This window comes from Paraflavitalea devenefica (assembly GCF_011759375.1).
In the GTDB taxonomy this organism is placed as follows: domain Bacteria; phylum Bacteroidota; class Bacteroidia; order Chitinophagales; family Chitinophagaceae; genus Paraflavitalea; species Paraflavitalea devenefica.
Genome location: NZ_JAARML010000001.1, coordinates 376648 through 391512 on the forward strand (window position 1 = coordinate 376648; position 14865 = coordinate 391512).

General features: G+C 47.5%; 15 protein-coding genes. 12 read left to right on the forward strand and 3 right to left on the reverse strand.

The window, feature by feature from the left end; all coding sequences use genetic code 11:
- Positions 1 to 81 precede the first annotated feature (81 nt).
- The 6 genes from HB364_RS01405 (at position 82) to HB364_RS01430 (ending at position 6584) form a co-directional block, all read left to right on the forward strand.
- A complete protein-coding gene (locus HB364_RS01405; RefSeq protein WP_167286114.1) occupies positions 82 to 1158 on the forward strand; it encodes a hypothetical protein in 1077 nt (358 codons plus the stop codon).
- Between the two features lie 17 nt (positions 1159 to 1175).
- Complete coding sequence (locus tag HB364_RS01410) at positions 1176 to 1985, forward strand: N-acetylmuramoyl-L-alanine amidase (protein WP_167286115.1); 810 nt, start codon at positions 1176 to 1178, stop codon at positions 1983 to 1985.
- A 34-nt stretch (positions 1986 to 2019) separates the two neighbouring features.
- On the forward strand, positions 2020 to 2427 hold the full coding sequence (locus HB364_RS01415; protein WP_167286116.1) for a hypothetical protein: 408 nt from the start codon (positions 2020 to 2022) through the stop codon (positions 2425 to 2427).
- Positions 2428 to 2444: 17 nt separating this feature from the next.
- On the forward strand, positions 2445 to 3680 hold the full coding sequence (locus tag HB364_RS01420; protein ID WP_167286117.1) for a hypothetical protein: 1236 nt from the start codon (positions 2445 to 2447) through the stop codon (positions 3678 to 3680).
- Between the two features lie 181 nt (positions 3681 to 3861).
- Positions 3862 to 6291 carry a phenylalanine--tRNA ligase subunit beta gene (pheT, locus tag HB364_RS01425; RefSeq protein ID WP_167286118.1) on the forward strand — a complete coding sequence of 810 codons (2430 nt, stop codon included), beginning with the start codon at positions 3862 to 3864 and terminating at the stop codon, positions 6289 to 6291.
- Positions 6292 to 6296: 5 nt separating this feature from the next.
- Positions 6297 to 6584 carry a hypothetical protein gene (locus HB364_RS01430; protein ID WP_167286119.1) on the forward strand — a complete coding sequence of 96 codons (288 nt, stop codon included), beginning with the start codon at positions 6297 to 6299 and terminating at the stop codon, positions 6582 to 6584.
- Between the two features lie 6 nt (positions 6585 to 6590).
- Here HB364_RS01430 and HB364_RS01435 read toward each other — a convergent pair whose 3' ends face one another.
- Positions 6591 to 6845, reverse strand: a complete 255-nt coding sequence (locus HB364_RS01435; RefSeq protein WP_167286120.1) for a hypothetical protein — start codon at positions 6843 to 6845, stop codon at positions 6591 to 6593.
- Between the two features lie 151 nt (positions 6846 to 6996).
- Between HB364_RS01435 and HB364_RS01440 the strand changes: the two genes are divergently transcribed.
- The gene (locus HB364_RS01440; RefSeq protein WP_167286121.1) at positions 6997 to 7287 is read left to right on the forward strand and encodes a cell division protein ZapA; all 291 of its coding nucleotides are present in this window, start codon (positions 6997 to 6999) and stop codon (positions 7285 to 7287) included.
- Positions 7288 to 7291: 4 nt separating this feature from the next.
- Here HB364_RS01440 and HB364_RS01445 read toward each other — a convergent pair whose 3' ends face one another.
- Both HB364_RS01445 and HB364_RS01450 read right to left on the reverse strand, forming a co-directional pair.
- Entirely contained in the window at positions 7292 to 8143 is an 852-nt protein-coding gene (locus HB364_RS01445) for a DUF6263 family protein (RefSeq protein ID WP_167286122.1), read from the reverse strand.
- 64 nt (positions 8144 to 8207) lie between these two features.
- A complete protein-coding gene (locus HB364_RS01450; protein ID WP_167286123.1) occupies positions 8208 to 9353 on the reverse strand; it encodes a TlpA disulfide reductase family protein in 1146 nt (381 codons plus the stop codon).
- Positions 9354 to 9590: 237 nt separating this feature from the next.
- Here HB364_RS01450 and rny point away from each other — a divergent pair, with 237 nt between their 5' ends.
- From rny to HB364_RS01475, 5 genes are all read left to right on the forward strand, one after another.
- A complete protein-coding gene (rny, locus tag HB364_RS01455; RefSeq protein ID WP_167286124.1) occupies positions 9591 to 11156 on the forward strand; it encodes a ribonuclease Y in 1566 nt (521 codons plus the stop codon).
- Positions 11157 to 11228: 72 nt separating this feature from the next.
- Entirely contained in the window at positions 11229 to 11597 is a 369-nt protein-coding gene (gene rplS / locus HB364_RS01460; RefSeq protein ID WP_167286125.1) for a 50S ribosomal protein L19, read from the forward strand.
- A 209-nt stretch (positions 11598 to 11806) separates the two neighbouring features.
- On the forward strand, positions 11807 to 12037 hold the full coding sequence (locus HB364_RS01465; protein WP_246228278.1) for a Sec-independent protein translocase subunit TatA/TatB: 231 nt from the start codon (positions 11807 to 11809) through the stop codon (positions 12035 to 12037).
- A gap of 61 nt (positions 12038 to 12098) precedes the next feature.
- Complete coding sequence (gatA, locus tag HB364_RS01470) at positions 12099 to 13550, forward strand: Asp-tRNA(Asn)/Glu-tRNA(Gln) amidotransferase subunit GatA (RefSeq protein ID WP_167286126.1); 1452 nt, start codon at positions 12099 to 12101, stop codon at positions 13548 to 13550.
- Between the two features lie 150 nt (positions 13551 to 13700).
- Positions 13701 to 14801, forward strand: coding sequence for a lytic transglycosylase domain-containing protein (locus tag HB364_RS01475; RefSeq protein ID WP_167286127.1), 1101 nt, complete (start codon positions 13701 to 13703; stop codon positions 14799 to 14801).
- Positions 14802 to 14865 lie beyond the last annotated feature (64 nt).

The window sequence follows — 14865 nt, forward strand, 5'->3', positions numbered from 1 at the left end:
AACGGGTGTATTCACCCTGCATCCTGAACCAGGAGTCCGCTACCTTGTAGGACTCGATTGCTCATCTATTAAACAACCCGCATGGCAAACAACAACAATGCAAATCCTCAGATCAACAGGGAAGGAAAAATTATAGCCGGCAGCTTGCTCATTATCTTCACGGTACTTCCTATTCTGATTATCATTGCTTTCTGGCCCGATCGGTTACCCGACCCTCCGCAGAAATGCGCCAAGTACAGGTACCATTGGTTTTCCATGACATTAGATACCAGTGCCTGTAACCTGGAAAAGGCACAGCCGGATTCAGTAGCTAAACAGCCGCCAGCTAAACCGGCGGTTGCGTCTGCCCCCAAAGACACGGCTATAAAGGACACCGGTAGTAAAGCAGATACTGTCCTCAAAGCTGATTCGCCGGCCAAAGCAGCACCGGAAAAACCAGCCACTACTACTACCATTGCCACTGCACAGCAGCAAAAACATTGTTACATCCACCTCAATACCATCCTGCTCCTGTTGGTGGCCGCCGGCGGCTTCCTGGGCAACATGATCCATATTGCCACCTCCTTCACCACCTTCGTGGGTGCCGGCAAATTTGAACAGAGCTGGATTCTATGGTATTGGGTACGCCCCTTTACAGCCTCCGCCCTGGCATTGGCCTTATACTTTGCCTTTGGCGCCACCAATGACCCCGCCAATGTAGACCTCGACCGTACACTCACCGTGGCCATTCTTTCAGGCCTGTTCACCGATATTGCTACCCAGAAGCTCAAAGAGGTCTTCGACGTACTCTTCAGCCCCAAAGACAACAGGCCCAATAAGCTCACCGATCCTGCCCTAAAAATAGAAGGCCTTACACCGGATGAACTGGCAAAAGAAGGAGAGAACAAGATCGTCCTCAAAGGCAAAAACCTGAAGAGTAAAAAACTGATCATTAAAATAGAGGACAAAGCAATTCCCAACCCCACCATCACCAATGAGGAGATCAGTTTTAGCTATACCCTCTCCGATGAAGACAAGGCCAAAACAGAACTGGCGCTGGAGGTAACAGATGAGGCAGGCAATACTATCTTCCCCAAAAAGATGCTACCGGTAACTGAAAATACATTGCCGGCACCACCCGAAGGCACAGAAGACGCAGAAGAAAAACCAGTTGGCTAACCTTTAAATTGATTGCTATGTCCGGTACATTCACAGAAAGATTCATCATCATACCCCGTTACATTCCTGCTCCGTCACGCAGGCGGGCCGCCATTCCCATTCAAAAAGTACGTTTCCTCGTAGCCCATGATACCGGCAATCCCGGCTCTACGGCTGCCGGCAACGTAAAATTTTACATCAATACCTGCCAAACGGTAGAGCCTGCCAAAACGGCCTCAGCCCATCTGTTTGTAGATGATAAAGAGATCATCGAATGCGTGCCCGCATTAACAGGGCCACCCGAAAAAGCATTCCATGTACTCAAGAAAGTAACGAAAGACAATGAGCTCTATGGCATCAATGCCAATGATGGCGCCATTGGCGTGGAATACTGTTATGGCGGCACCATCAATGCAGATAAAGCGTATGAAAAATTTGTATGGGTATTGGCCAGGTTGTGTTTCGAGTTCAAATTGGATCCCTCCAAAGACATAGTAGGCCATTTCTTCCTGGATCCCGCGCGCAAAACAGACCCCGTTACCGGACTGGCGCGCAGCCGCCGCACCTATGAGCAACTCTTGCGGGATGTAGAAGCCGAATTCAAATTAGCTATTGGCCATGCGCCGCCGGATCCCGTAGAAGCCATTCAATCGGGAGAAGTTACCGTATCGGTCAGGCTCAACCTGCGCGAGGCCCCTTCTACCAGGGCAGCCGTAGTGCAGGTATTGCCCCCCGGTACTATAATAAAATTTACAGCGTTAATAACCAATGGCGAGCCTGTAAACAACAATTCACTCTGGTATAAAGATGCCAATGGCAACTTCTTCTGGAGCGGCGGGGTGAAGTGAGTATTTTTAATCATCAATTATTAAACTTAACGTTATGGCCAAGAAAAAATCATTAGCCACCTTACTGAAGGAATCTTCAGGAAAAACCTCCCATGCAGACCTATACTTTGTGAATAAATCAAACAACAAGGTTATATTAGATATTGAAATAGGAGACACCGGGCAATCCGGTATTTCAAAAATAGTGCTGGATGGCGTTACCATACAACCCGAAGTAATTGGCTCTATCAGAGGTCAGGAACTCGGAAGCAATAAATCATTGGACGGGAAATTTCTGGAAGTAACCACTGTTATAACGGATGTGTCAAAAAAAACCAACCTTACCAGTTTCGATTTTAATTTAACAGGAGGCACTGAGCCATTCCGTTTTGTTATGCAAAGATCGGTACAGAAAGAGGGCGGCTCCGTTGGTTACAAAATATCTATCTTCTTTACTACTTAATCTTAAAATAATTACCTATGAGAAGGTTTCTTTACTCCTTATCACTGATGGCGTTTATCACGCTTGAAGGTATAGCCCAGGAAGGCATAGACACTACCATCACCCTCGATATATTAAAATCACCGGTATCGCCGGCCTTCAATATGCTGGGTATTTCAACCAATGCCATTGAACGCCCTACCGACCTGAATGCCTTCAGGGTATCACTTCAAAACGCCACCAATAACTTTACTACCCTTCCTAAAAGTTATGCTTTTGAAATTGCTCCCTTCCTGATGGGTAAAAGAAAATATACACTCAATGAATTTAACAATAACAAATACACTTTTGTCCAATCATTCGTCCTGTCGGCAGGGTTTACCTACCAGGGCCCCGAAGGGCAGGAGGATGTAGACAGTTTAAAAACCACTAAAACAGGGTTAGGTATTAAATTCTCTATCATAAGGCCGGCCTGGTCAACAGCCACAAAAAATACCTACGACAGTCTTATCGCCTATCAGAAATTGTTATTGCGCGACTTTGATAGTTTGGTTACAGCATACACGGATACTGCTGCGGTCAGTGCCTTGCAAATAAAATTGCGGACAGTAAGTGCTGATGCAGCACTTGATCCGGACAAAAAGAGAGAACAACAACGACAAATAATCACTGAAATAAAGGAGCTTCAGAACGCGGGCGTTGAAAAAGCCAACCAGGATATGCAAGCCGCATCAGCAGCTTATACGCAGACTCAAAGAATAGCCGTGAGCTTTAAACAGGAAAGAGTAGGCCCTTTTCTTGACTTCTCCGGAGGCGTCGCATTTGATTTTCCCGATAACCGTTTCGACAACAGCTATGTGCAAAAAGCCGGCGCCTGGCTCACCGGGGGGTATGAAAATGGTAATTCCGGCATCACCACCATGTTCATTGCCCGGTATCTCTATCACCCCGATGTAATATTTGCCGACCCGGCTGGTAAACTGCAGAAAGACAAAGCTTCTACATTTGACGCAGGGGCCCGGGCATTGTTGAGTGCATTTAAAGACAAATTCACCTTCAGCGGCGAAGCTTTGTACCGGAGCGTTTTGGGCACCAGCGAGCTGCCCTCATCCTGGCGCCTGGTGTTCAGCGCAGAATATGACATCGGTAAAAACCAGAAACTTACCTTTTCATTTGGAAGGAACTTTGATGGCGCCATCAGTAAAGGAGGAAATATCGTTTCGGCCCTCAACTTCATTGCCGGATTTGGCGGAGCCAGGAAGATCACGAACTAATAATCATAAACATTTTGCACCTATTACAGCTATGGCTGTATAGCCATTCCCTGATGAGATATGTCATTGGGCAAAAACATTTATGCCCCCGCTAATCCTTATCTTTGCCGTCCCTTTCCATTACCATGGGCAGGAGACAAGAGCAAGTTAATCAATAAGCATTCAAACGATATACTAACTAATGACGATCTCGTATAACTGGTTACATGAATATTTGCCGGTAACCATTGAGCCTGAGCGACTGAGCAAGATCTTAACGGCCGTGGGCCTGGAAGTAGAAAGCCTGGAAAAATATGAAAGCCTCAAAGGTGGTCTGCAGGGCCTGGTCATTGGGGAAGTACTCACCAGGGAAAAGCACCCCAACGCCGATAAGCTATCTGTTACTACTGTCAGCATCGGCCATGGCGATCCTTTACAGATCGTTTGCGGCGCCCCCAATGTGGCTGCCGGCCAGAAAGTGATCGTAGCCACCGTAGGCACCACCATCTATCCCAAAAATGGCGATCCCCTTACCATGAAAGTGGCCAAAATACGGGGCGTGGAAAGCTACGGGATGATCTGCGCCGAAGATGAGATCGGCCTTAGCGACAACCACGACGGCATCCTCCTATTGCCCGCTGAAACAAAAGTAGGCATGGCGGCAGCTTCTTATTTCAAACCCTATACCGATTGGGTCTTTGAAATAGGGCTTACCCCCAACCGGATGGATGCCATGAGCCACCTGGGCGTGGCCAGGGATGTGACCGCTTACCTGGTACACCATGATAAAAAAGACTACCGGGTTAAATCTCCCTTCAGCAATACTTTTAAGACCGATAATAACAGCCTGCCCATTACAGTAGAAATTGAAAATACCAATGCCTGCCAGCGCTATACCGGTATCAGCATTACCGGCATACAGGTAAAAGAAAGCCCGCAATGGCTGCAGGATAAACTGAGGTCCATAGGGCAGCGTCCTATTAATAATATCGTAGATATTACCAACTTCATACTCCATGAAACCGGGCAGCCTTTGCACGCGTTTAATGCAGAGGTGATCAAGGGCCGGAAAATACGGGTCAAAAACCTGCCCGAAGGAACAGCCTTTGTATCCCTCGATGAAAAGACCAGGAAGCTCAGTGCAGAAGACCTCATGATCTGCAATGGCGATAGCGAACCCATGTGTATTGCCGGCGTATTCGGCGGCCTGCACAGCGGCGTAAAGGCAGATACCAAAAACATCTTCCTCGAAAGCGCCTGGTTCAACCCCATTGATATCCGGAAAACATCTTTCCGCCATGGCCTGCGCACCGATGCAGCCACCCGGTTCGAAAAGAATGTAGACATCAGCAATACCGTCAATGTACTGAAGCGCGCCGCCTTAATGATCAAAGAGCTGGCCGGCGGAGAAATAGCGTCCGATATGGTAGATGTTTACCCTGATCCCAGGGAGAAAGCTTCCGTAGTATTGAAATACCACTATCTGCGCAAGCTGAGCGGGAAGAACTACCACCCCGATACCGTTAAAAAGATCCTGACCACGCTCGGCTTTGAGATCATCAAAGAAGGAATGGACAATATATGGGTCAATGCGCCTTATAGCAAACCCGATGTCAGCCTGCCTGCTGATGTGGTGGAAGAGATCATGCGTATAGACGGTCTGGACAATGTAGAGATACCCACCTCCATCATGATCTCCCCTTCTATTGAGACAGATGGCTATAAACATACCTACAAGGAAAAAACGGCCAACTACCTCGTAGGACTTGGATTCAATGAAATATTTACCAATTCCATCACCAATGCCGCTTACTTTGATGAGGCGGAATTGGGTACCGCTGTACGGTTACTGAATAACCTCAGCGCCGACCACAACATCATGCGCCCTTCCATGCTGGAAACCGGCCTGGAAGCCATTGCCCATAACCTCAACAGGAAAAACCATAACCTGCAGTTCTTTGAGTTTGGCAAAACATACCACATGATTGCCCCCGGCAACTATAGTGAGCAGGAGCATGTTTGCCTGTACATAACCGGCCAGGTGAAGGAAGACTCCTGGAAAGCAAAGGGATATGCGGTTGATGGCTATTACCTCAAGGGAATCGTGGCAAGAATATTGCAGCTTACCGGGATTATTAAAACAAGCTGGGAGATCACTACCAGCCAGAAGCTGGCAGATAGCCTCGAAGTAAAGACCGGTAATGAAGTAATAGCTGTATTAGGTACTGTAGCAGCCCATGAACTCAAGCGCTTTGATATCAAACAACCGGTGTTTTTTGCCGATATTGACTGGGAGCTATTGCTGAAGAAAGTAGCAAAAGGCGTATTGAAAGTAACCGAGTTGCCCAAGCAATTGCCTGTTCACCGCGACCTTGCCATGATCGTACCCAAAGCGCTGCCCTATGCAGAAGTAGAAGCCACCGTGAAAAAGACGCGGATAGACAAATTACAGGATATACAACTGTTCGATATTTTTGAAAGCGGGAAAATAGGCGCCGACAAAAAATCACTCGCTATCAGCTTTACCTTCCTTGACGAAGAAAAGACCCTTACCGACAAGGAGATTGATGGCATGATGAACAAGATCATGACCGCCCTGGAAAAAGACCTCCAGGCCGAAATCAGGAAATAAGTATTATGTCAGATACTCAGCAACCATGGAAACGCATCAATGATAAACTGCAGCAGGTGCTGCAGCAATACCAGGTGCTGCAAAAAGACAATGACCGGCTGCAAAAAGAGCTGAAGGAGCTTAAGGCAAAAGATGCACTGCAGGCCCGGAAAGTAGAAGAATTGGAAATCAAAATTGCCGCTCTGAAGACAGCTACCGGCCAACTGGACGAAGCTGACAAAAAAGAGCTGGATAAACGCCTGCATCTGTACATCCGGGAAATTGACCGGTGTATTGCCATGCTGAGCCAATAAAATGAACTATACCCGTTTTACTAAACGCATTTTCATTTCATCGTCTCCCTGTGAAAGCTCTAAAGTGTAGATGCCGTAGGGTAGGTCGTTGAGCCCTTTCCAGGTCACTGTATTGTCACCTTTGGGAACACTGGCCTCAAGACGGCTGCATTCATCGCCTTTTTCGTCGCGCAAGATGGCTTTTAGACTGGAACGGATAGGTGCTACTAATTCGAGTGTCAGGACATCAATGAAGATGGACGACTTTACTTTTGCAAACATAGTTCGCTTGGTTTTGGTGTTTGTAATCATAGAATACGGGTCTTTCCCTTAACCATCCAAAACGATCCATTTAGCGTCCAAAGTGTACCAGATATCCAGTTGTTAATTCTGTGTGGATAAATATAGAACACTCTTTTCAAATTTGCAAGCAATGGAAGAACTAATTCCTATAAATGTAGTCATCGGCGATCGCACCTACCGCATCCGCATCGCCCCTCCCGATGAGGAAGTGGTACGAAAGACCATCAAACTCATCAATGATAAGATCGTAGAGTTCAAAACCCAGTTTGCCGGTAAGGACATGCAGGATTACGTAGCCATGGTGGTCCTTTGGTATGCCACACAACAAAAAGCGGCCGGAGACCAGCCGCTTATATCAAGTGAAACCGACAAACAATTAACGTCTATGGAAAAGCTCCTCGACCGGATCCTGCAAGGGTAAACCCTTACTTCCTGGCTATTCCTTCGTCCATAGTCACCTTCATGGTAAAAGGTATCGATTGCCCTGCCATATCCATGGTGCCGGTAGCATCCATCGTGGCAATCCGCTTTTTAATAATACCCGAAGCTACGTCCATCGTATACTGGCCCTTTATCTTGCCGTTAATAGATAAATTCACCGTCATGCCGTTGGCTTCGGTTTCGCCACTCTGGGTCATCGTACCATCCAGGTCCACAATGGCTTCGGCTCCTTTCACCTCCAGCACCTTATAATTAGTAGTCGTCTTACCTTCTTTGGATACAGAAGAATCAGCCCAGGTATCACCCGCTTTTACCGCTTTTTCAGGAAGGTCGGCTACCAGGTCATAATTCTTGCCAGGCTTATGGCCGGTATTGGCAAAGCTGTTGGCCATGCCCATAAAGCCGTCGGCCTTTTCTCCCGCATTGCTGGTGTCATCACTGGCTACAATAATACCCTTGGTATCTACCGTCAGGTGGCTCACCTTACCTACCATCTCCTTCATCTTCTTGGTCATTTCATTCGTGGTCTCTTCCTTCTTATCAGAATCATAGTTCATCTCCTGCCCCATGCCACTCATGCTCATCACAACACGTTTAACGGTGCTCTCGATCGCATAATCTTTTGCTGTGGCATTCTTAACCTCCACCAGGGAAGTGATCGTATTATTATTATCGAAACTGATGGCCTGGCCCATCATTTCCATGCTAAAATTCATCTTAACAGCCGCCACCCGCTCCAGTTGCTGGCCTTTGGCAAAGACAGCTTTACGGCTCAGCGATTGGGCGCTCACAAAAACAGTGGAAAGGGCTAAAGGGATAAATAACAGTTTTTTCATATTTCAATTATTATATAGAATGTTAGTCGGGCAATGTGCCTGTGATATTACAAAGAACCCCCGACTAATTAAACAACTCCGCCAATTTCTTCTGCAGATCTTCGCCCCGCAGGTTCTTGGCAATGATCTTTCCTTGTGGATCTACCAGGTAATTCTGGGGGATAGCCTGTATACCATATTGAACAGCTACCGCATTCTTCCAGAACTGCAGGTCAGAAACATGTGTCCAGGTCAGTTGATCATCATGGATCGCTTTCAGCCATTTTTCCTTGGCATCAGGCCTGTCCAGTGAAATGCCCAATACCTGGAATCCTTTGTCCTTATACTTATTATAGGCCACTACCACATTGGGGTTTTCTACCCGGCAGGGACCGCACCAGCTTGCCCAGAAATCTATCAACACATATTTACCCCTGAAGGAAGAAAGCTTTACCGGGTTGCCCAGGGTATCATTCTGGGTAAATTCCATGGCATAACTGCCCACTTCTGTCTTCTTGGCTATTTCAATCCGTTCTTTTATATCCTTGCCCGCCTTTGAACTTTTCACAGCTTCCGGCAGTGTATTAAAGAGCGGCTCTGCCTTTGCAGGCTTGATATCATAGCCGGCAAACTGCTGGAAAGCGTACAAAGCGATGGGCGATTTCGGATTGGCCTTTACATAGCCACCATATACTTTCTCATTCATTTCCTCATACAAGGCATCGATTTGCGCATCTATTTTGGCAGCCTCTTCCTTATTTCCCGATTTCATGGCCGCTGTATAGGTAGTATACAATTCCTTCTGGCGTGCATTAAACGGTTTGGTTTGCTCATTCAGCTTCACAAACTCTTCATGGGCCGGTGATCCTGTTACCTTTACATTACTGAATGAATCCGCACTGTTCACCGCAATCTGGCCGGTTTGCAGGAAAACCGTGGCATAATCCCTTTGCATGGGCCTTCTTTTGGACGATTCAGACTCCGCGGGGTACTTTGCCCGGAGGCTACCCATAGTAGGGTTTGTCAACTGGCCCGAAAAACTGTACTGCCCGTCCTTTACCTGTACACTATCGGTTTTACGTTCCCCATTAACCGCATAAGTCAGGTAAACCCATTCTATAGGTTCTCCTGCTTTGGTCACATTGCCGGTAAGGGTAAACTGCTGGGGCGCCTGGGCCTGGGAGGATACGGCTACCAACAGCCCGGCTCCCATAACTAATACATATTTCATGCGTAAGTGATTTTGAGTGGTGAACCCTACAATATTAAAGAATAAATGGCTGCGCAGAACAGCCACCCATCATTTATACCTACCCGCCCGTAACAGAAATTATGCAAATAGGTTGAGGGTTCGAGAATGCTTGTTTAATTTCCGTATTTTCGCACATTAACGTCTCACGTATGGACAATGAACTATACATAGAGAGGATGCATAATATGGTAGAACAATCTAAACATTTAAAACACAATGGATCCGAACGCATTAACCTATATAATTGGAGGAGTGGCGCTGGTGGCGGGCATCATAGCAGGAAAATTCATCTTCGCTAAAAACACCCAACGCCAGGTAGAAGAGGCCGATCAGCAGGCCAAAAAGCTCCTGGCCGACGCCCAGACCCAGGCAGAGACCATTAAACAACAAAAACTATTAGAAAGTAAAGAACGGCACCTGCAGCTAAAAGCAGAACACGAAAAAGAGGTATCAGAGCGCAACCGTAAACTGAATGAAGCCGAAAACAGGGCCAGGCAGAAAGAACAGAGCATCAACCAGAAGGTAGACCAACTGGAAAGGCAGATAAAGGAAAATGAGGCCATCAAGGACAACCTCAACCGCCAGATAGAAGTGGTCAACCTCAAGCGTACCGAACTAGAAAAACACCAGGAAGAACACATCCGCCGCCTCGAAAAAATTGCCGGCCTCACTGCCGATGAAGCTAAAAAGCAACTGGTGGAAAGCCTGAAACAGGAAGCCGTCACCCAGGCATTGGCCATGCAGCAGGAGATCATTGACGACGCCAAGCAAAAGGCCAATAAAGAAGCCCGCAAGATCATCATCCAGTCTATACAACGTACTGCTGCTGAACAAGCTATAGAAAATTCCATCACGGTATTCAATCTCGAAAGCGATGAGATCAAAGGACAGATCATCGGTCGTGAAGGCCGTAACATCCGCGCCATTGAAGCAGCTACCGGGGTCGACCTGATCGTAGACGATACGCCGGAAGCCATCATACTTTCTTCTTTCGATCCCCTGCGCCGCGAGATCGCCCGTTTAAGCCTCCAGCGCCTGGTGACCGACGGACGTATCCACCCTGCCCGTATTGAGGAGATCGTGGAAAAGACCCGCCGCCAGATCGAAGAGCAGGTCATGGAGATCGGCGAACGCACCGTTATTGAACTGGGTATCCACGGCCTGCATAAAGAGTTGGTACGCATCGTTGGTAAAATGCGTTTCCGCTCCTCTTATGGACAGAACCTGCTGATGCACAGCCGGGAAGTAGCTAACCTCTGCGGTATCATGGCTGCCGAGCTGGGCCTCAACCCCAAGCTGGCCAAACGTGCCGGCCTCCTGCACGATATTGGTAAAGTGCCCGATGAAGAATCTGAGCTCAGCCACGCCCTGCTGGGCGCCAAGCTGGCCGAAAAATATGGAGAAAACCCTGCTGTAGTAAATGCCATCGGCGCCCACCACGATGAAATGGAAATGCAATATGTCATTTCCCCCATCGTACAGGCCTGTGACGCCATCAGCGGCGCCCGCCCCGGTGCACGCCGTGAGATCATGCAGCAATACCTCCAGCGTATCAAGGACCTGGAAAACCTGGCCATGGCCTACACAGGCGTGGAAAAAGCCTATGCCATCCAGGCCGGCCGTGAATTACGCGTTATAGTAGAAGCAGAAAAAGTAACCGACGCAGATTCCGATAAACTGTCCTTTGAAATAGCCCAGAAGATCCAAACGGAAATGACCTTCCCGGGCCAGATAAAAGTGACCGTAATCCGGGAAAAAAGATCGGTAAATGTGGCCCGATAGAAATTAATCTGGCAAAGATGGATGGAATTAGAAATTTTCAGCTACCTTTGCCCTCCTTAAAATTTGAATGTCATGAACGCAGCAGTTCAATTCGTACACGAGCAGTTGACCGGTAAAAAAGAGTTCCCCAGCTTTAAAGCAGGCGATAACATTACCGTTAATTATAAAATTATTGAAGGTGGTAAAGAGCGTATCCAGGGCTTCCGCGGCGATGTGATCAAGCGTCAGGGTACTGGTGGTACAGCTACTTTCACTGTACGCAAAATATCTGATGGTGTGGGTGTTGAAAGGACCTTCCCTGTTTTCTCTCCCAATATCGAGTCTATCGAACTGAACAAAACTGGTCGTGTACGCCGCGCCAAACTGTTCTTCCAACGTAACCGTAGCGGTAAAAGCGCACGGATCAAGGAAAAACGTATGGCTGTTGCTACGCAGGCTTAGGAATCAGCTCGTTACAAATTATAAAAGCGGAAATCAACCTGATTTCCGCTTTTTTTATGCATTACCGGAACCCGGGATCCGGCACTTTGTTAATCGTAAGTAAAATACCGTATTTAGCTAGCATTCGCAGGTAATTTGTGATGCCGTTTATACGTTTTACTTATGAAAAGCTGTAATTTCGTATTTCATTTTTAAAATCTAAGAGTACCATGCTTGTAGCTACTAATTTCCTGATGCTCTCAATGCCAGGTGGTATGGAGTGGGTGTTGATTATTTTGGCAGTACTGATCCTTTTTGGTGGTCGTAAGATCCCTGAATTCATGAGAGGTATCGGTAAAGGTATCCGTGAGTTCAATGATGCCAAGAGCAATGTGAAGAAAGAAATTGAAGAAGGTATGAGCGAAAAGGATAAGAAAGCTCCCTCTTCCCCTGCGCAATAAATAGCTTCCTTCATTACGTGGATTCCAAACCGATTTGTTCTCTCAAAGCCGGCACCAGGATTTGTTTACATACGAGTCAATAACCCAATACCATGCTGATTTGCTGAATGGCGCTACCACCTGCGTAGCTGCTGTGCAGCATTTTTTGCATAACATAGAGAACAATCGTCACCTCAACGCCTACCTGCATGTATTTGATCAGGAGGCCTTGCAACGGGCAGCTACCCTAGATGCACAACGCGCAGCGGGCAAACCGCTGGGTAAGCTGCATGGTGTGGTAATAGCTATTAAGGATGTGATCTGTTATAAAGACCATCCCGTATCTGCCGCTTCAAAGATCCTGCAAAACTTCACCTCGCTATACAATGCCACAGCCGTTGAGCGGCTGCTGGCCGAAGAGGCCATCATCATCGGCAATACCAACTGTGATGAATTTGCCATGGGCTCTACCAACGAGAACTCGGCCCACGGTAAAGTGCTCAATGCCCAGGATGAGACCCGGGTACCCGGTGGCTCTTCCGGCGGCTCGGCCGTGGCTGTCCAGGCAGCCCTTTGTATGGTAAGCCTGGGAAGCGATACAGGCGGCTCTGTACGCCAGCCAGCCGACTTTTGCGGCATCGTAGGGCTGAAGCCCACCTATGGCCGCATCTCCCGCTATGGCCTCATTGCTTACGCCTCCTCCTTCGACCAGATCGGCATCTTTGCCAATAATGTACCCGACGTGGCCCTTACCCTCGAAGTAATGGCCGGCCCTGATGCATTTGACAGCACCGTATCTCCCGTGGAAGTACCCGCTTATTCAACTGCAACCAATTCATTACCAGCCTCTTTAAAGATCACCTACTTCAAAGAGGCACTGGAAAGCCCGGCCCTGGACAATGAAATAAGGGACAATATCCTGGCACTGATTGATAAGCTCCGGGCCGATGGTCATACCGTGGAACCAGTGGATTTTGAGTACCTGGACTACATCGTACCTACCTATTATGTACTCACCACCGCCGAAGCCTCTTCCAACCTTTCCCGCTTCGACGGGGTCAAATATGGCTACCGGACCGGAAATGTGGATAAAAACCTGGCCTTAACAGATTTTTATAAGTCCAGCCGATCTGACGGATTTGGCTGGGAAGTCAAACGTCGTATAATGCTCGGCACTTTCGTTTTGAGTGCGGGTTATTACGATGCCTATTTTACGAAGGCCCAGCAGGTAAGACAACTATTGGTAGAAAAGACCAATTTGGTATTCAATAACTTCGACGCGATCATTTTACCCACCGCCCCCTCCACCGCTTTTAAGCTCGGCGAGAAAATGGACGACCCCATCGCTATGTACTTAGCTGACATTTTTACAGTTTTTTCCAACCTAACCGGCATTCCCGGCATCTCAATCCCGCTTTTTTGGCACAGTAATGGCATGCCTTATGGGCTGCAGATTATGACAAACCGATTTCGCGAATTATATTTGCTCCAGCTATCCCAACAGTGGATGCGGCAGTATAGGTTCGCCGGTTAAAATGAAAGGCCCTAATAATCGACTCCCGGCGTTTTAATCTTTACAGCACTATTTCTTCCAATCCTATCAAAGACGATCCCGTTCCTATTTAAAACATCATCCGTTTAATCCATACCTGAGAGTCGGCATTGTTGTGCTAAAAAAACGATGATGAAAAGAAAGCTAGTTTTCGCCAGCATTTTTAGTCTGGTGTGGTTACTAATGGCATTTGATACAGGAGGTAAAAAGAAACCCTCTACCCAAAAGCCGGCAGCCAAATCAACACAGGCCCGAAAAGCAAAGGCCACTATTGTACTTAATGACACCATCCAGTCACCAGCGAAGTCTGATTCCCTGGCTGATCCGGGTTTCAACCAGTTATTTGAGACCAACTCAAATAATGTAAGGCTGAATCCCCGCGCTATCAGCTTTGTTCAGGACTATATGGAAAAGAACACGGAAGACCTGCTGGAAATGAAGGATTGGGGTCGTCCATACTTTAATATGATGGATAACATCCTCGTTAAGTATGGTTTACCTACTGAGCTGAAATACCTCGCGGTTATTGAATCCAGGCTCAAACGTTCGGCTGTTTCCTGGGCAGGAGCAGTAGGACCCTGGCAATTAATGCCCGCCACTGCCCGTATCCTGGGTTTAAAAGTAAGCCGCAGCCGGGATGAGCGTACTGATTATTATAAGAGTACCCATGCTGCCGCCAAATACCTGAAAGATCTGTATACAGAATTTGGCGACTGGTTGCTGGTAATTGCTGCCTATAATGGCGGTCCCGGCAACGTGTACAGCGCTATCCGTAAAAGCGGTAGCCGTAACTTCTGGAACCTGCAGTATTACCTGCCGGCAGAATCACGGACACACGTTAAAAAGTTTATCGGCACACACTATATATTTGAAGGTCAGGGTAGTGTAACTACCTTAACCAAGGCCGAAGCTACTGAGCAAATGGGCGTAACAGCCACTTATTTGCTCAGAAGGAACCTGAGCACCCAGGAGCTCACGGACGCCAAAAGCGTAACGGTTTCCGGTAAATACCATTCATCTGTCATCGCCCGTCACATCGCGATGGACCAGGTTTCCTTTAACAGGTACAATCCGGACTTTGACAAAAAAATGGCCAGTGCAGATAATGCCTATGAGCTGAAACTGCCTGCCGATAAAATGGAACTTTTCCAGGCCAACAAGTACGTTATCCTGAATGAATCAGTTCAGTTACTCCTGAGTGGCGCTACTGTGGCAGCGAAAGAAGTCAAATAAAGCAAGATCAATACTGCATTCGTTTTATAGTAAAGTGATGGTGTAAATGCCATCACTTTTTTCT